The organism is Jiangella muralis (genome assembly GCF_001270745.1).
Taxonomy (GTDB): Bacteria; Actinomycetota; Actinomycetes; order Jiangellales; family Jiangellaceae; genus Jiangella; species Jiangella muralis.
Window position 1 is genome coordinate 414,207 of sequence record NZ_LFXL01000010.1, and the last position, 16,351, is coordinate 430,557.

The 16,351-nt window shown below is 72.7% G+C and carries 22 protein-coding genes; 12 read left to right on the plus strand and 10 right to left on the minus strand.

The features are described 5' to 3' along the window. Positions 1-131 precede the first annotated feature (131 nt). Positions 132-683 (plus strand): NUDIX hydrolase family protein, encoded by a 552-nt coding sequence (locus ACW62_RS19880; RefSeq protein WP_053205828.1) that lies wholly within the window; start codon positions 132-134, stop codon positions 681-683. On the opposite strand, the gene lepA is transcribed toward ACW62_RS19880, so the two are convergent. Then, positions 680-2,533, minus strand: a complete 1,854-nt coding sequence (gene lepA, locus ACW62_RS19885; protein ID WP_053205829.1) for a translation elongation factor 4 — start codon at positions 2,531-2,533, stop codon at positions 680-682. The two genes, ACW62_RS19880 and lepA, sit on opposite strands and share 4 nt — an antisense overlap. A 178-nt stretch (positions 2,534-2,711) precedes the next feature. Between lepA and ACW62_RS19890 the strand changes: the two genes are divergently transcribed. The 4 genes from ACW62_RS19890 to rpsT all read left to right on the plus strand — a co-directional run bounded on the left by ACW62_RS19890 (position 2,712) and on the right by rpsT (position 4,386). Beyond that, on the plus strand, positions 2,712-2,945 hold the full coding sequence (locus tag ACW62_RS19890) for a hypothetical protein (protein WP_053205830.1): 234 nt from the start codon (positions 2,712-2,714) through the stop codon (positions 2,943-2,945). After that, the gene (locus ACW62_RS19895; RefSeq protein WP_205629480.1) at positions 2,942-3,226 is read left to right on the plus strand and encodes a type II toxin-antitoxin system antitoxin; all 285 of its coding nucleotides are present in this window, start codon (positions 2,942-2,944) and stop codon (positions 3,224-3,226) included. The genes ACW62_RS19890 and ACW62_RS19895 overlap by 4 nt, the downstream gene beginning before the upstream one ends. A gap of 130 nt (positions 3,227-3,356) precedes the next feature. Then, positions 3,357-3,896 (plus strand): type II toxin-antitoxin system PemK/MazF family toxin, encoded by a 540-nt coding sequence (locus tag ACW62_RS19900; RefSeq protein WP_083459974.1) that lies wholly within the window; start codon positions 3,357-3,359, stop codon positions 3,894-3,896. A gap of 229 nt (positions 3,897-4,125) precedes the next feature. After that, positions 4,126-4,386, plus strand: coding sequence for a 30S ribosomal protein S20 (rpsT, locus tag ACW62_RS19905; RefSeq protein ID WP_053205831.1), 261 nt, complete (start codon positions 4,126-4,128; stop codon positions 4,384-4,386). Between the two features lie 315 nt (positions 4,387-4,701). Here rpsT and holA read toward each other — a convergent pair whose 3' ends face one another. The 4 genes from holA to ACW62_RS19920 all read right to left on the minus strand — a co-directional run bounded on the left by holA (position 4,702) and on the right by ACW62_RS19920 (position 10,830). Continuing rightward, positions 4,702-5,589, minus strand: a complete 888-nt coding sequence (gene holA, locus ACW62_RS19910) for a DNA polymerase III subunit delta (RefSeq protein ID WP_420843603.1) — start codon at positions 5,587-5,589, stop codon at positions 4,702-4,704. Further along, positions 5,526-7,871, minus strand: a complete 2,346-nt coding sequence (locus tag ACW62_RS35905; protein ID WP_240477349.1) for a DNA internalization-related competence protein ComEC/Rec2 — start codon at positions 7,869-7,871, stop codon at positions 5,526-5,528. The genes holA and ACW62_RS35905 overlap by 64 nt, the downstream gene beginning before the upstream one ends. 758 nt (positions 7,872-8,629) lie before the next feature. Continuing rightward, complete coding sequence (locus ACW62_RS19915) at positions 8,630-9,331, minus strand: ComEA family DNA-binding protein (RefSeq protein WP_205629481.1); 702 nt, start codon at positions 9,329-9,331, stop codon at positions 8,630-8,632. Between the two features lie 1,253 nt (positions 9,332-10,584). Next, on the minus strand, positions 10,585-10,830 hold the full coding sequence (locus ACW62_RS19920; protein ID WP_053205833.1) for a VOC family protein: 246 nt from the start codon (positions 10,828-10,830) through the stop codon (positions 10,585-10,587). 69 nt (positions 10,831-10,899) lie between these two features. Between ACW62_RS19920 and ACW62_RS34180 the strand changes: the two genes are divergently transcribed. The 7 genes from ACW62_RS34180 (at position 10,900) to ACW62_RS19930 (ending at position 12,687) form a co-directional block, all read left to right on the plus strand. Further along, positions 10,900-11,055, plus strand: a complete 156-nt coding sequence (locus ACW62_RS34180) for a hypothetical protein (RefSeq protein ID WP_157574854.1) — start codon at positions 10,900-10,902, stop codon at positions 11,053-11,055. Further along, on the plus strand, positions 11,052-11,372 hold the full coding sequence (locus tag ACW62_RS19925; RefSeq protein WP_053205834.1) for a hypothetical protein: 321 nt from the start codon (positions 11,052-11,054) through the stop codon (positions 11,370-11,372). The genes ACW62_RS34180 and ACW62_RS19925 overlap by 4 nt, the downstream gene beginning before the upstream one ends. Further along, entirely contained in the window at positions 11,369-11,521 is a 153-nt protein-coding gene (locus ACW62_RS34185) for a hypothetical protein (protein WP_157574855.1), read from the plus strand. The genes ACW62_RS19925 and ACW62_RS34185 overlap by 4 nt, the downstream gene beginning before the upstream one ends. Continuing rightward, positions 11,518-11,655, plus strand: a complete 138-nt coding sequence (locus tag ACW62_RS34190) for a hypothetical protein (protein WP_157574856.1) — start codon at positions 11,518-11,520, stop codon at positions 11,653-11,655. The genes ACW62_RS34185 and ACW62_RS34190 overlap by 4 nt, the downstream gene beginning before the upstream one ends. After that, positions 11,652-11,828, plus strand: coding sequence for a hypothetical protein (locus ACW62_RS34195; protein WP_157574857.1), 177 nt, complete (start codon positions 11,652-11,654; stop codon positions 11,826-11,828). Before ACW62_RS34190 ends, ACW62_RS34195 begins: the two co-directional genes overlap by 4 nt. Further along, complete coding sequence (locus ACW62_RS34200) at positions 11,825-11,992, plus strand: hypothetical protein (RefSeq protein WP_157574858.1); 168 nt, start codon at positions 11,825-11,827, stop codon at positions 11,990-11,992. Before ACW62_RS34195 ends, ACW62_RS34200 begins: the two co-directional genes overlap by 4 nt. 263 nt (positions 11,993-12,255) lie before the next feature. Continuing rightward, entirely contained in the window at positions 12,256-12,687 is a 432-nt protein-coding gene (locus tag ACW62_RS19930) for a hypothetical protein (RefSeq protein ID WP_053205835.1), read from the plus strand. Positions 12,688-12,869: 182 nt separating this feature from the next. Here ACW62_RS19930 and ACW62_RS19935 read toward each other — a convergent pair whose 3' ends face one another. From ACW62_RS19935 to ACW62_RS19955, 5 genes are read right to left on the minus strand one after another with little or no spacing between them, the layout of a single operon-like run. Next, positions 12,870-13,193 carry a hypothetical protein gene (locus ACW62_RS19935; protein ID WP_053205836.1) on the minus strand — a complete coding sequence of 108 codons (324 nt, stop codon included), beginning with the start codon at positions 13,191-13,193 and terminating at the stop codon, positions 12,870-12,872. Beyond that, positions 13,190-13,720 (minus strand): hypothetical protein, encoded by a 531-nt coding sequence (locus ACW62_RS19940; RefSeq protein WP_053205837.1) that lies wholly within the window; start codon positions 13,718-13,720, stop codon positions 13,190-13,192. Before ACW62_RS19940 ends, ACW62_RS19935 begins: the two co-directional genes overlap by 4 nt. Position 13,721: 1 nt before the next feature. Then, positions 13,722-14,294, minus strand: coding sequence for a hypothetical protein (locus ACW62_RS19945; protein ID WP_053205838.1), 573 nt, complete (start codon positions 14,292-14,294; stop codon positions 13,722-13,724). A gap of 3 nt (positions 14,295-14,297) precedes the next feature. Further along, positions 14,298-15,995: a hypothetical protein gene (locus ACW62_RS19950; protein ID WP_053205839.1), complete on the minus strand. Its 1,698-nt coding sequence runs from the start codon at positions 15,993-15,995 to the stop codon at positions 14,298-14,300. Continuing rightward, complete coding sequence (locus tag ACW62_RS19955) at positions 15,992-16,348, minus strand: hypothetical protein (protein ID WP_053205840.1); 357 nt, start codon at positions 16,346-16,348, stop codon at positions 15,992-15,994. The genes ACW62_RS19950 and ACW62_RS19955 overlap by 4 nt, the downstream gene beginning before the upstream one ends. Positions 16,349-16,351: the final 3 nt, after the last annotated feature.

The window sequence follows — 16,351 nt, forward strand, 5'->3', positions numbered from 1 at the left end:
TGCGCTCCTACGTATGACCGATGAATTTAGGGACGTTGCGGACACGTGTCAAGAGGGTTGCCGAACCGGTCGTCGGTCACATCTCGCGTGCTCGTCGGCGCGTCGTCACCAAGACTGTGTAGAACAGTCCCATGGACACCGCCGTCGACTCCCACGAGAACTGGCTCACCCCCGACGAGCTGGCGGCCGCGCGTCGTCGGCTCCCGATCCTGTACGTCAACGCGGTTCCCGTGCGGGTCGACGACACCGGCGTCACGACGGCGGTCGGCCTGCTGCTGCGGTCGACGCCCGAGGGCGAGATCCGGCGCGAGGTGGTGGCCGGACGGGTGCTGTTCCACGAGCGCGTCCGCGATGCGCTACTGCGGCACATCGAGAAGGACCTCGGCCCGCTGGCGCTGCCGCGCATCCCGGTGTCGCCGGTGCCGTTCACCGTCGCCGAGTACCTGCCGACGCCAGGCGTCACGTCCTACCACGACCCGCGCCAGCACGCCGTCGCGCTGGCGTTCGTCATCCCCGTGACCGGCGATTGCGCGCCCCAGCAGGACGCGCTGGACCTCAGCTGGCTGTCGCCGCAGGAGGCCGCCGACGACGCCGTCCAGAAGGAGATGCTGGGCGGGCACGGCATCGTGCTGCGGCAGGCGCTGGCCCACCTCGGCTTTCCGCCCGGGCCGCCAGTCGGCTAGCTCGAGGACGAGCCGCCGCCGTCGGACGAGAGCGCCGCGATGAACGCCTCCTGCGGCACCTCGACCCGGCCGACCATCTTCATCCGCTTCTTGCCCTCTTTCTGCTTCTCCAGCAGCTTCCGCTTCCGCGTGATGTCGCCGCCGTAGCACTTGGCCAGGACGTCCTTGCGGATGGCGCGGATGTTCTCGCGGGCGATGACGCGGGCGCCGATGGCGGCCTGGATGGGCACCTCGAACTGCTGCCGCGGGATGAGATCCTTGAGCTTGCCCGCCATGGCGACGCCGTACGCGTACGCCTTGTCCTTGTGGACGATGGCGCTGAACGCGTCGACGGGGTCGCCGTGCAGCAGGATGTCGACCTTGACGAGGTCGGCCTCCTGGTCGCCGGTGGGCTCGTAGTCGAGGCTGGCGTAGCCGCGGGTGCGCGACTTGAGCGCGTCGAAGAAGTCGAACACGATCTCGGCCAGCGGCATGGTGTAGCGCAGCTCGACGCGGTCCTCGGACAGGTAGTCCATGCCGAGCATTGTGCCGCGGCGGGCCTGACACAGCTCCATGATGGTGCCGACGAACTCGCTCGGCGCCAGCAGCGTCGCCCGCACCACCGGCTCGCGCACCGACGCGATCTTGCCGGACGGGAACTCGCTGGGGTTGGTCACGATGTACTCGGTGCCGTCCTCCATGGTGACTTGGTAGACGACGTTCGGCGCCGTCGAGATGAGGTCGAGGCCGGACTCGCGCTCCAGCCGCTCGCGGACGATCTCGAGGTGCAGCAGGCCGAGGAAGCCGCAGCGGAAGCCGAAGCCCAGCGCCACCGACGTCTCCGGCTCGTACACCAGGGCGGCGTCGTTGAGCTTGAGCTTGTCGAGCGCCTCGCGCAGGTCCGGATAGTCCGAGCCGTCGACCGGATAGAGCCCGGAGAACACCATCGGCTTGGGGTCGCGGTAGCCGGACAGCGCCGTGGTGGTGGGCTTGGCGGCGTCGGTGACGGTGTCGCCGACCTTCGACTGGCGGACGTCCTTCACACCGGTGATCAGGTAGCCGACCTCGCCGACGCCGAGCCCGCCGCCGGGCTGCATCTCCGGCGAGATGACGCCGATCTCGAGCAACTCGTGCGTGGCCCGCGTCGACAGCATGAGGATGCGCTCGCGCGGCGTCAGCTTGCCGTCGATGACGCGGACGTAGGTGACGACGCCGCGGTAGGAGTCGTAGACGCTGTCGAAGATCATGGCGCGGGCCGGGGCGTCCGCGTCGCCCACCGGCGCCGGCACCTCGGCCACCACGCGCTCCAGCAGCTCGAGGACGCCCTCTCCGGTCTTGCCGCTCACCCGCAGGACGTCCTCAGGGTCGCCGCCGATGAGGTGGGCCAGCTCCGCGGCGTACTTCTCCGGCTGCGCCGCCGGCAGGTCGATCTTGTTCAGCACCGGGATGATCGCGAGGTCGTTCTCCAGCGCCATGTACAGGTTCGCCAGCGTCTGCGCCTCGATCCCCTGCGCGGCGTCGACCAGCAGCACCGCGCCCTCGCACGCGGCCAGGCTGCGGCTGACCTCGTAGGAGAAGTCGACGTGCCCGGGGGTGTCGATGAGGTTGAGCGCGTACGTCGTCCCGGCCTTCTGGGACGTGAACGGCAGCCGGACCGCCTGGCTCTTGATGGTGATGCCGCGCTCGCGCTCGATGTCCATGCGGTCGAGGTACTGCGCGCGCATCGACCGATCGTCGACGACGCCCGTCAACTGCAGCATCCGATCGGCCAGCGTCGACTTGCCGTGGTCGATGTGGGCGATGATGCAGAAGTTCCGGATCAGCTCCGGCGGGGTCGCCGATGGCACCGGCGCGTTCTCGCTGACTGGCACGCAGTTTCCTCGGGGCTTCGGGGTGGTCGTTCGGGACGCTCTCTGGGCGTTCTCGGCGTGGACGGGGTGTCCCGCCCGCACCAGACATCATCCCATGGTCGGCCATGCGGGCGCGCCAGAAAAGTGATATCACTTAGCTATCTGGTTGGCTGCCCGCTGCCGTGACACCTGGAGGACCATGAGCGAGGCCCCCACCGCCCCACCCGGCGACCCCTCGCGCGGCCTAGTCGACAGCGACGCCGGGTACGGCAGCGACACTCCCGGCCACGGCCCCGGCGCCCGTCCCAGCGACGACCGCCCCAGCGACGACGGGAACGGCGGCGACGCTCCCGGCGTCGGCGACCGCGTCGGCCCGGCGGCACCCGGCGCCGCCGACAGCGGCGGGGCAAGCCTCGACACCCGATCGCCGTGATCGAATCCGAGCCCGACGGCGCCCACCCGGTGCGGCGGCGCGAGCGGCACGCCGTCCTGCTGCGCCTCGACCCGGCCGTCCACGAGGCGCTGACCCACTGGGCGCAGGACGAGTTCCGCAGCGTCAACGCGCAGGTCGAGCTGGTGCTGCGGAACGCGCTGCGGGCGGCCGGACGGGAGCCCAAGGACGCCGGCCCGCTCCCCCGCCGCGGCCGCCCGCCGTCGCCGCCGGCTGACGACCTGCCCCCGCCCGGCGAGCCGGACCGCACCGGCAACGGCTGAGCGCCTCGGCTGCTGGGCCGGACGCGCGTTCGTCGGCCGCACGGTCGTCGGCGAACGGCGGGCCTGCGGCGGGCCGCGGCGCTACAGTGCCGACGTGGCCCGATTCCTCCGCGACCTCGTGCGCACGCTGCTGACCCCGCCGAAGCGACGGTCCGACCGCAACGACGACCGCCCGGCCCGCCCGTCCACTCGTCCCGCCGATCGTCCGGCCCCACGCCGAGACCACCGGGACGGAGACGACCAGGGCGAGGAGTCGCCCGGCCAGTTCGGCCGGAACGCGACCACGGAGGCGCACTCCGTCGGCGAGGTCCACACGTCGTACAACCCGAGCACCGACGGCGACCCCGACCCCGGGGAGATCGTCTGGACCTGGGTCCCGTACGAGGAGAACGACGGCCGCGGCAAGGACCGCCCCGTCCTCATCGTCGCGCGCGAGCCCGGCGGCACAGTGCTCGCCGTTCAGCTGACCAGCAAGAACCACGACGGCGAGCGCGACTGGGTCGGCGTCGGCTCCGGCCGCTGGGACGGCGAGCACCGTCCGTCCTGGGTCGACATCAGCCGGGTCCTGCGCGTCCACCCCGACGGCATGCGGCGCGAGGCTGCGGCGCTCGGCCGCGACCAGTTCGACCCGGTGATCGGCGCGCTGGGCGACCGGTACGGGTGGAGCTGAGCCCCGTCTCGTCGTCCGCCGGCTGGACGGAGGTGCGTCGCGGCCGACCGGGGAGGCGCCGAATTGGCTGGTGAGCCGCCGCGCTGGTATTGTTGGCCGCTGCGCGTCGGCCCAGGTCGTTGACGCGCCCGGCCAACTCCTTGCCGCCGCGACGGTTCCCCACCGACGCGTGTCCCGGACGAGGCCGACGCCCTCACGACCTATCCGAACCGACCAAAGGCATCAGTTCGTGGCGAACATCAAGTCCCAGAAGAAGCGGATTCTCACCAACGAGAAGGCGCGGCTGCGCAACAAGGCCGTGAAGTCGTCGCTGAAGACGGCCATCCGCAGGTTCCACGAGGCCGCCGACGCCGGCGAGACCGAGAAGGCCACCGAGGCTGCTCGCGCCGCCAACCGGCAGCTCGACAAGGCCGCCTCCAAGGGCGTCATCCACAAGAACCAGGCGGCCAACCGCAAGTCCTCGATCTCGAAGCGGGCCGCCTCGATCTGAGGCTCATGCCCTGCGGCGGCCGCATCGCGTTCGGCCTCCCGCAGGACGGCTTCGACTCGCACGACGGCGTCGTCCTCCCACGCGGAGGACGACGCCGTCGTCGTGCGTCCAGACTCGGCACCCGAACCTGCTGATGAGAGTCAGTGGCTCCGGCACGGGTCGCGCGGCCCGCGCCGGCTGGTCGAGGTGTGACCTCGGCGTGGCCCTGGCGGCAGAGACCGCGCATCGTTCCCGCGACGCCGTCGCACTGTTGGTGGCGGCCGCATTGCTGGGCGGCGTTGCTGTCGCCAGGGCGGCAGCCACCATCCACACCGCTCAGGCAGCGCGCGCGGTCCCGATGGCGACCAGCGCGGTCGTGAGCGCGAGCGTCGCATCGTTGCCGCCGCCCTTGACCGCGAGGTCGGCGACGGCGACGGCGCGGACGGCGCGCGCCAGCCCTGTCGGCGTCCAGCCGCGCAGCTGGCCACGCAGCACCCGGATCTTCCACGGCGGGATCCCCAGGTCACGAGCGACGTCGGCGTCGCGCATGCCGCGCGGCGCACCGGCCAGCCGGGCCAGGGACCGCAGCGAGGTCGCCAGCGCACCCGTGACCAGCACCGGGTCGGTCCCGGTCTCGAGCGCCCAGCGCAGCTGCTCGACCGCCTCGCCGGTCCTGCCCTCGACGGCGCGGTCGGCGACGACCCAGCCCTTCACCTCGGCGCGGCCCTCGAAGTACATCGCGACCACCTGGCTGGTGACCTGACCGTCCGGCGCGTCGACCGCCAGCTGGCCGGCCGCCGAGGCCAGCCCGCGCAGGTCGGCGCCGACGGACTCGACCAGCTGCCGCGCGGCAGACTCGTCGATGCGGCCGCCCTGCCGGCGTACCTCGGCCCGCACGAACGAGACCTGGTCGTCGGGGCGGGTCAGCCGCTCGGCCGGCACCTCGTGGACGCCGGCCTTGCGCAACGCCGTGAGCAGCTTCTTGCCCTTGACGCCACCGGGATGCACCAGCACCACGTGGATGCCCTCGATGGGCGTGGTCACGTAACCCACCAGCAGGTCGCCGACCGGTTCGCTGACGTCCTGGACGTCGTTGACCAGCAGCACCCGGCTCGTGGCGAACAGCGACGGGCTGACGTGCTCGGCGAGGGCCCCGGCGGTCAGCTCGGAGCCGGACACCTGCGACACGTCGGCATCGGCATCGGCGGCGCGCGCTGCCCGCACGACCGCGCCCGCGGCGCGTTCGGCCAGCAACGCCTCCGGGCCGAAGACGAGAGTGACCGGGACGAGGGGGTCGGTCGATAGCGCAGCCATGTCGCCACACAGCATGACACGTCGCACCGACAACGTCCCCGCGCCCGCGCCGGAAACCCCGTCACCCGCGCCGGACGCCCCGTCACCCGCCCCGGACCTCCCGGACCATGGACCGAGCGCCGCAACCCGCCGGACGGCGCCCCGGTCCTGCGGGACGAACGCCGTGGCGCCGGTCCGGCTCGTGGGCCGCCGGTGACCACGCCGAGCCCGTCGGTGCGGGTGCGGACGACGGCGACGCTGCCGTGCTCGTCGGTGCGGTAGACCCGGACGCCGCTCGCCCGCAGCGCGTCGAGCACCCGCGGGGACGGGTGGCCATAGGTGTTCTCACCCACGCTGATCAGCGCGACCCGCGCATCGACGCCCGCGAGCAGGCCGGCGTCCTGGTGCGGCGAGCCGTGGTGAGCGACCTTGAGCACGTCGGTGTCGAGTCCAGGCTCGGAACGCAGCAGCGATCGTTGCGCCGACGGTTCGATGTCGCCGGTCAGCAGCACGCTGACGCCGTCGACGTCCGCCTCGACGACGATGCTGGCGTTGTTGGACTCGGACTCCGACGACTCCACCAGCCGGCCCGGCCCCAGCACGTCCAGCCGGAGCCGCTCCCCTACCTGGATCAGGTCGCCGGTCCGCGGCACCGACGCCGGGACGCCCGCCTCGGCGAGCCGTCGCCGCACGCCGTAGGCCGACTCGGGCGGGTCACCGAGCGGCGACACGAGCACGCGGCCGACATCGCGGCCGGTCAGGACGCCGTCGAGCCCGCCGACGTGATCGGCATGGAAGTGGGTGAGGATCAGCACCGGCACCTGCCGCACGCCGAGGCCGTCGAGGCAGCGCCGCACCAGCCGCGGCTCCGGCCCGGTGTCGACGACGACGGCGGACCGGTCGCCGGCCCGCAGCACGAGCGCGTCGCCCTGACCCACGTCGCACGCGACCACCAACCAGCCGGGCGGCGGCCAGCCCGGCGTCGGTACCGCCTTCAGCAGTCCGATCGCCAGCACCATGCCGGCCACCGCGGTGACCAGTGGACGGCGCAGCAGCATCGGCAGCGCGACCAGACCGATCGCCGCCAGCACGACGCCCGCGACCACGCCACCCGTGCCCGGCGGCCAGGGGACGACGGCGCCGGGCTGGTCGGCGAACCACCTCGCGACGGCGGCGATCCACCATGCCGGGAGCGCCGCCAGCCACGCGCACCCCGTCGCGACCGGTGGCAGGACCGGGCTCAGCACCGCCGCGGCCGCGCCGAGCACCGTCGCCGGCGCCACGGCCGGGGCGGCGAGCAGGTTGGCCGGCACCGCCGCCAGGCTGAGCTGTCCCGACAGGCCGAGCACGATGGGTGTGCAGGCGACCTGCGCGGCCAGCGGCACGGCAACGGCGACCGCCAACGGCCGCGGCAGCCACGCCAGCGACCGTGTCCACGCGGGCACCAGCAGCAGGATCCCGGCCGTGGCCAGCACGGACAGCGCGAATCCGGCGCTACGGGCCAGCCACGGATCGAGCAGCACCAGCACGATGACCGCGGCGGCCAGCGTCGGCAGCCCGCGCCGCCGCCCGGCCACCGTCAGCCCGACCACGGCGACCAGACCCATCGCCGCGGCCCGCAGGACGCTCGGCTCCGGCCGCGCGAGCAGCACGAATCCGACGACGCACGCCACGCCGACGACCGGCAGCACGTAGCCGCGCACACGCAGCCAGCGCGCCAGCGCGAGCGCGACCACCAGCACGATCGCGACGTTCGTCCCGGACACCGCGGTCAGGTGCGTCAGGCCGGCGATCGTCATGGCCTCGCGCAGGTCGTCGGCGAGCAGCGACTCGTCGCCGATGACCAGGCCCGGCACCAGGCCGCGCGGATCGGGCGGCACGCCGCCGACGGCCTCGCGGAGGCCGGCGCGAAACGGCTCGGTCGCGCGGCTGGCGACGCTCGGCGGGCCGGTCGTGCGTTCGTCGGGCCCGGCATACGGGCGGAACACGGCGGCGACGTCGTCGCGCGGACGGTCGGTGGGCTCGAGCCGTCCGGCGACGCTGACGCGCTGGCCCGGCAGCAGGTCGGCCCAGGCGACGTCGCCGCTGACCAGCAGCACCGGCACGGAGACGTCATGCGCGCGGCCGCGGCCGGTGACGTGGTCGACCCGCAGGCGGCCGACGACGTACTCGGTGGCAACGGCCTCCTCGCCGGCCGGGCCGCCGCGCCGCACGACCGGATCGCGCGCGACGACGCCGTCCAGCTCGACGTGCGCGCCCGCCGCCGCGAAGGTCGTGACCGGTCCGTTCCAGACCGGTGCCGCCCGGGCCGCGCCAACGGCGAACCCGGCGACCAGGCACAGCGTCGCGGCGATGAGGGCACGGCGACCGGAGGGCTTCAGCCGCTCGGCGGGTCGCAGTCGGCCTGTGGGCGTCAGTCGGCCTGTGGGCGTCAGTCGGCCTGCTGGCTTCAGCCGTCCGCCGAGTCTCGGCCGGCCAGCAGGCTTGGGGTGGCTGGCAGGCTTGGGGTGGCTGGCAGGCTTCGGGCGGCCAGCGGGTCTCGGCCGGCCAGCAGGAGGCGGCCTGCCTGCGGGACGCGCGACGTCGGCGGGACCCGGGACGTCGGGCGGCGCTTTGTCGGTTCGTGGGCGAGTCCCGCGCAGGACGACCGCGGCGATGACGACGGCCAATGCGCAACCCGCGAGGCCGGTGCGCCACGGCACGAGAACACCGGCCAGTGCGCCGAGCCAGAGACCGAGCGCGGCGGGCACAAGACGCAGATCCAGCAGGTCGGCGGCGGACGAGGCGGACGCCGCATCCCGGCCAGGCGAGACGGGCGCCGCATCCCGGCCAGGCGAGACGGGCGCCGCATCCCGGCCGAGCGGGCCGGCGCGAGTGTCGGCCGATCCTCGGACGGACGCAGCGGGGCGAGCGTCCGCCGGCCCTCGGACGAGCGCGGCCGGGCGAGCGGAGCGTGGGGTTGGCGCGCGGCTCATAGCGTCACCATCGGTTCGAGTTGGGCGAACCGCTGCTCGCCGATGCCGGAGACCTCGCGCAGCTCGTCGATGCTGGTGAACCGGCCGTTCTGCTCGCGCCAGTCGAGGATGCGGCCGGCCAGGGCCGGGCCGATGCCGGGCAGGGCCTCGAGCTCGGCGGCCGTCGCGGTGTTGAGGTTGACCGGCGCTTCCGTCGTCGGTGTGGCCGGGCCACCGGCGGACGGGGCAGGCGGCGCGGCCGGCGGCGGATCGGCGGTGACGAGTACCTGCTCGCCGTCGGTGAGGACGCGGGCGAGGTTGATCGGAGTCAGGTCGGCATCGGGCGTCGCGCCGCCCGCCGCCTCGATGGCGTCGACGACCCGAGAACCGGATGGCAACTCGACGACACCCGGGCGGGCGACGAGGCCGGCGACGTGAATGACGATCGGTCCGCCGGTGGCGGCCGTCGGGGTGTCTGACGGGCCGGCGGGTGGATCGCCGTCGGTGGGCTCGCTGGCCGGTGGGTCGGCGGCGACGGCGGTGCCGGTGGCGAGCAGCTCGGGCTCGATCGGCACGACCTCGGGCCGGGCCAGCAGGAAGAGGACGGCGGCGCCGATAGCCCCGATGAGCACCACGAGCACGATGACGGCGAGGTGGATGCGTTCCAGCCCCAGCCGCCAGAACCGGATCGGGGGCATGGCCGCGGTGGGCGGCGGCACCGTCGGGTCGACGGGATGCTCTGGCTGAGGATCCGCGTCGCCGATTCCTGCCGCCGGGCGAGACGCGCTGGCCGGTCGGGCCCACGGCGGCACGGACGCCGGATCGGCCGCCTGCGCCGCCGCTGGTCCCGATTCGGCGAGTTGCGCCGCCCGCCGAGACGGGGCAGCCGACCGGAGCAGCGACGCCTGGTTCGCTGGGTCCGCCGCGTCCGCCGGGTCGGCTCGGTCCGCTCGGTCCGCCGGGTCCGCTCGGTCCGCCGCGTCCGCCGGGTCGGCTCGGTCCGCCGCGTCCGCCGGGTCCGCTCGGTCCGCTCGGTCCGCCCGGTCCGCTCGGTCCGCCGCGTCCGCTCGGTCCGCTCGGTCCGCTCGGTCCGCTCGATCCGCTCGATCCGCTCGGTTCGCCGCCAGGATGCCAGTCGACGCGCGGCTGGCCGGGCGCGCCGACGCCGCCGCGTGCCCTCGGTCGGCAGGACGCATGCCGGGCAGAGGGGTATGGTCTGGCTCCGCCAACGGCGGCGGCCCTTGGTTCTCGTCCGACCAGGCGGGCGGCGGTTCGAGGCCGTCTGCGACGAACCCGGCTCCGTCCGCCCAGGGTCGACCAGCGACGTGCGCCACCCGGGCTCGGGCGAGCGCCGCCGTGTGGTCGTCGACGGAGCGGGAACGGAACGATCGCATGCCTGCGACGCTAGGTCGCCGCACCGGCCGAGGCGGGCGCCGAAACCGGGTTCTGTGGACAACCGGCGGAACTGGTCAGGGCTGTGGACGGAACGTCCCAGGTGCCGGAACCGGGGTGGCAGCGCGACGGCGGGTCGCCGGGCCTCGCCGTCGCCGCTCGATGTCCGCGGATCCGGCGGATACTTGAATTTCCGGCGGTTGACCGGCGAATCGATCTCTGACGCGCCCGAAATTCGGGTATCCGCCGGTTCGGCGGGTGTCAGCGGTCCCAGCCGGCGGGCAGAACGATGCCGCTCGGCGCGGGCGAGGGCCAGTCCGCCGGCTCGGGCTGGACCGCGCCGGCCCCCGGAACGTGCCTCCACCAGCGCACCGTCGGCTCGCAGGACAGGCGTCGCGGGGGCGGGCCGCGTACACGGAGCCGAGCACCGGCACCGCGGCGGGCTCGCCGCCGATGCGCGGGCCGACAGCACAGGGAGCCGACCGCCAGCGGCAAGGAAGTCCCGTCGGATCGGGGATGCCGCCGGCTCAGGGGCAGCCCATCAGTGGCGGGGGCAGGCCGCCGCACGGCGAGGCCGGGGTCAGACGACGCAGAATTCGTTGCCTTCGGGGTCGTGGAGGACGGTCCAGGCGTTGCCGTACTGCTCGACCGTGCCGCCGACCGTCGCGCCGGCGGCGACGAGTTCGTCGACCTTGGCGGCGATGGCTGCCTGGACCTCGGCCTCCGGCGGGCGGCCCCCCGACGCGTCGGTGTAGCGCCAGGCGCGGACGTCGAGGTGGACGCGGTTCTTCGAGGTCTTGGGCTCGGGGACATTCTGGCGAGACACAACCATTCAAGGCGGTCCCGCCGAGAGGGTTCAGCTCACGACGGGACCTCGACCGCAACGGAGGCGGCCGTGAACACCAGTATCCCCGACATCCAGCCCCATCCCCGCGCCGCGATGGCGTGCGCCGACTGTGGGCGCGTGAGCCTATTCAGCTGGTGGTGGACCGAGCGTGACGGCCTGCAGGTGCAGGTCTGCTTCGACTGCCTGACGGCGGTGACCCGATGAGCGCCAACGACTCCGTGCCCGATCTCGTCGAGCGGGCGCTCGACGAGCTGGCCGAGGCGATGGACCGCCTCGTCGATGCCCGCAACGCGGTGGCGAACGTGACCCACCACGCCATCGCGACCAATGAGCTGCTGCTGCAGCTGCGCGCCGCCACGGACTCCGTGGGGCAGACGCACGACCCGGAGACCGAGGAGGTCTCCTACGTCCTCCCGACGGGCGAGGCGTACCGGTCGCAGCGCCGCCGCCGGATGGAGCTCGCGCTGGCCGTGGCCGTCATCGTCATCCTGACCCTCGCAGTCTGGGTGGTGGGCCGATGACCGCGGCGCAGCTGGCCGACCTCGCCGACGTGGTGCTGGGTGACCTCGAGGCGGCGCTGGAGGACCTGGCCGCGACCCGGTCCCGGCTGTCCGCCCTCCGTACCGGGCTCGTGGCCCTGCGCGAGCAGGCCGGTGGTGGGGCCCGGTGAGCCGCCTGACGGAGTGGGTCGACTCCCTGGAGGAGCACGAGGGTCCGATGACCGAGCGGGAGCGGCACCTGTGCACGACGCTCCTGTACGGCCTGAAGGCCACCGGGCACCTGGTCGGCGGTGAGGACCGGTGACGTTCGCAGACCGCATCCCGACGCATGAGCTGGAGACGGCGGATCGACTCCTCACGGCGACGCTCGCTGTAGTGATCGACGAGCTGGCCCGCCGGCGGGAAGGCGCTGACGAGACCGCATCGAGGCTGACCCCTGCCCAGCGCCGTGCTCAGTTCCGGGTGGTGACGGCATGAGCCTGCTGGACGAGCGAATCCGACAGCTCAAGGCTGAGCGGTCGGCCGCGATTCGGGCATTCGACCGGGTCGACGCCGAGCTGCAGCGGGTGCAGGAAGAGCGCCTCGTAGTCGCGGCGTCACCCGAGGAGCGCCGCGCCTCGTTCCGGGTGGTGACCGCATGACGACCGCGATCCGGGTGTCGATGGGTGTCGGTGAGCTGGCCGTCATCGTGAGCGTGGCCGTGCTGGTGGGCCTCGTCATCGGGCTGGCCGTCGGGTGGTGGCGGCGGTGAGGCGGATGTGGCGCGATCCCCGCTTCTGGGTCCTGCTGGTCTGGACGACGGCCCTCGCGGTGGCCGTCTACTTCGCGCTGCTGGCCGTCCTCGGCCGGTAGTTCAGTCCGACCCCAAGCGCACAATCCGACCCTGTAGGAGGGGGAGCACATCATGAGGAAGATCCATCCTGTTGGCTGGGCCGCCATCGCCGCCGTACTGATCGGCATCGCCATCGGCGCCACCCTGATCATCCGGTCCCTGACCGCCGGCCCGACCCTGGAGGACGCCAGCGCCGCGTGCGGCGACGCCGGACGCATCGAGGACGACGGCGCGACCCTGGTTCTGGCCGGCTACGGCGACGCGCTCACCGATCTCCTTGACGACGACGCCGAGCTCGAGGACGCCATGGCAGACATCGGACTGACCAGCGTCGAGGACATGGCGTGCGTTCTGGAGGAGCTGCAGGCGCCCACCGCCGTCATCGAGCACATGTCGTCGACCCGCGCCTTGGACGGTACGCAGAGCGACGACTGGGAGGGCTACGAGGCGCAGTGGACGTACCATCCCGACGACGGCCTGAACATCATCGTCACCGAGAGGTGACCTCCCTAGCGCCGAGCGGAACCCCCGTCACCTTCACGGTGGCGGGGGTCCGTCATGCCTGGGACGGTCCCGCCTGCAGGCCTCCGCCTCGCGGGCGTATGGCCTCTTAGTGTGAAGATCACCAGGCGGGACCGTCGTTCCGATCCTAGGGTCGTTGGCGCCAGGGTGGGGAGGGGGGCCAGCTACGCGTCGGGCAGGTCGAGGTGGCGCACGATTCGTTCGATGATGCGGGACTCGCGGGCTGCCTGCTCGAGGTGGGCGTCGAAGCGTGATGCGAGCCGGTCGACCTTGCCCTCGGTGCGTTCGCCGCGCTCACCGGATGTGACGAGGCGGCGGTCGATGCGGTCGACGACGTCGCGCATCGACGCGCCGCTGTTCGGGGTGACCTCGTGCACGACGCTGTCGGCGCGGCGGCGGGTGCGGACCTGCTCGACCAGCAGACCGATGAGCGCCACCAGCACCAGGCCGGCGGTCGAGATCAGAGCCACAGTCTCGGCGTCGCTCATGCTGGGAAGTACACCCCTCCCACGCTGATGACGTCGCCGGCGAGCCAGTTGCCGAGAGGGGCGGTGGCGTTGACGCTGTTGCCGTCCATCCACAGGTTGAACGTGGTCGAGCCGGTCATGCGGCACATGAGCGTCGTGCGGTTCGTCGACGCCGTGCCGCGGGCGGCATAGCCGTAGCCGACGCTCATCCACGACCCACCCGCCACCAGCGTCGGCAGGTTGCTGGCGAATACGCCGGAGATGGTCGACGTCGAACCGAAGACCCACTTCCACTGCCAGGCGGCGAGACCACCGATGCTCGCCCAGTAGGCGGTCACGTCGCCGTTGCCGACGGTGGCGTTGGTGAAGGTCGGCGTCCAGGTGGAGCGGGCACCCAGCAACTCCAGGCCGTCCAGTCGCGTCCGGTCGTTGGCGATCTCGTCCGAGACCGACTCCATGCCGAGGTTGAGCAGGTCGGAGAACGGCGCGGCCGGGTCGTCCTCGCCGAAGATCCAGATGCCGTTGCTGTCGTACGCGCCGGTCGCCACGTCAGGCCTCCCGCAGGCAGAGCAGGACGACCTTGGACAGGGTGCCGTCGTAGGGCCCGGCGACGTTGTGCGCCCGGAGGAACACGTTCTCCGAGTTGGCCGGCTCGTTGTCGGCCCGGGCCGTGCACACGACGATCCCGCCACCCGCGGTGAGGAGGCCCTGCACGATGACCTCGGTCGGGGTGAAGGGTGCGCCGTGCGGCTCGACCGCCTGGCCGTCGTCAAAGTCGACACCGAGCAGCGTGGTGAAGTGCACCTCGTAGCCGAGGTACGTCGGGTGCAGTGTGGCGTTGGATGAGAACACCGTGTTCTCCACGTCCACGAACAGCAGCCGCCGGGCGGACGGGCGTGGCTGCGACGTCGAGGCGTTGGCGAACGGCGCCGACCGGCCGGTGCCTCCGCGGGCAACCGGCAGCGTCCCGGACGTGATCTGGCCGGCGCTGTGCGTGCCGGTCAGACGGTGGGCGGCCAGGTAGTCGCGGCCCTTGTTCTCCTCGTCGTAGGCGAGCCTGATGTCGTCGGACCCCGCCACGGTGTCCATGCCGACGCTGGCAGCCAGGTCGCCGTTCGCCATCGGTCAGCCCTCCCACAGGTATGCGGCGTACGACACCCCGGCCGGGACGTCGTCGTAGGCCACGCCAGACGGCGTGTACAGGTAGCTGTTCTCGGTGATGCCGAGCAGGTCGCGGGTGCGCACGGTCATGACGTCGTTGGGCTGCGACCAGGTGACCGCGGCGACGGCGCCGGCGTGCAGGGAGCCGTCGGGCAAGGTGGCCTGTGCCGCCTGGTACGGGCGCACGGAGTAGTCCGCGACGCCGCCCAAGCCGAGCACGCGGCCCAGGGCCTGCGCCTTGCGCAGCATCCCGCGGGCAGCACCCGTGCCCGGGTAGGCCCGCTCGACGGTGCGGGTGATGGTGCGGCCACCCTGCAGACCGGCAGCGTCGTATCGGGTCCGCCGGTCGCCGTTGCTGTCGGTCCACTCGAATGTGACGACTGCGCCGTCGCCCCAGCCGCCGTTTTCGCGGGACACGGCGTCGGTGAGGTCGGCGAGGATGTCCGGCGAGGCGACGTACTGGCCGCGCACCTCGACCAGCTCGGGGTCCTCGAGGTGCCACAGGCCACGCTCGTCGCACCACAACCTAAGCCCGGCCATGCCGATGATCGACCCCAGGTACGACCAGGCGAGCTCGCCGGGCTGCCACGCCAGCGCGTCGGTCTCGACGATCTCGCTCCCGGTCGACCCGGCCGGGAGAGCGGTGTTCAAGACGTGCCCTAGGACCATGTTGCAGCAGTCGCGGACCGTCGAGCCGCCGGGGGTCATCGCCGTGCGGGAGGTGAGGGCGTACTCGTTGAGGCGCCCGTCGTCGCTGTTGGCGGTGATCTGGACCGTGCCGGTGGCGTGGTCGACCTGGCGGTCGGCAAGGTACAGCTTGCCGCGGACGCGGGTGGATGGGCGCCACCCGCCGGGGTTGAACGGGGTGCCGTACTGGGCGGTGAGGCTGGCCAGATTCGGCCGCCCGTACCGGAACGTGAAGTCGTCCACGTAGGCGTGCGGGTTCGTTCCGGTCAGGCGCGCCTCCAGCCGGCAGAATCGGGCCAGGTCGTTGACGCCCGGGGTGACACTCGTTTCCAGGCGCAGCCGGTACCACAGCCCCGGAGTGGGGTCGTTCACCTGCACCCCGCGCTGCTGGAGGAACACCCCGTTCGCGTCGTACAAGTACTGCCGGAACGTGGCGTTGGTCACCCCGGACGCGACGTTCACGAACACCTGAACGAAGAGCCGGCCCAGCATCTCCATGGGGAACGCGTCGCAGAGAACGGTCGCCGGGCTGACGGTGGCCGTGATCTCCATCGACTGCAACCCGGAAGCGAACTCCGTGGAGGACACGGCGATCGTGGTGTCGATGCTCGTGGCGGCCCAGCCCTGGAGACCCGTCTCAAACCCGGAGTTCGGGTTGACGTCGTCCGTGCCCATCGACAGGTCCCGCAGGTTCACCCGGGGGAATCCGATGTCCGGATCGAGGAGCGGAGCGAAGCTGGCGTCGAGGTCGGCCAGCGTCTGCCCGTACCCGAACGCCTGGCTCATGCCGACGTTGACTCGCGGTGGCGGGCTGGTGCGCGGGTCGAGGGTGTCGATCGTGGCGTCGTCGAGGGGCACCGTGGCGCGGAGGATCGCGTACGGGATGCGCTCCTCGTCCAGGTCCAGCGAGATGGTCTCCGGTTGGAGTGTGACGCCGCCGACCTGCAGCCGGTTGGTGTGGGTGGAGGCGGTCAAGGGGACACCTCCGTGAAGTCGGCGGTGACGATCCAGCGGACGAGGGTCACCGGGTCGAGCTCGTGGCCGAGCGGCCCGGTGACGGCGTACGTCATCGCCACCGAGGTGACGTCGTCGTCGGCGAGCGTCAGCAGGACGCCGGAGGCGTGCATGGCCTCCATCGCGACGGCGGCGGCCTCGTCGGCACAGAGGATCCGCAGTTGCCCGGAGCGCGTCGCGTGCGGGCGTAGGGTCACGTCGGGGTCGGGCCGACCGATCATCGGGTGCGCGACCGTGCGGGCCTGACGGGCCGGGGTCCAGCCGAGGACGAGCATCGGCGTCAGGGTGGTGGTGCCGTCGGAGATCGTCGTCATGGT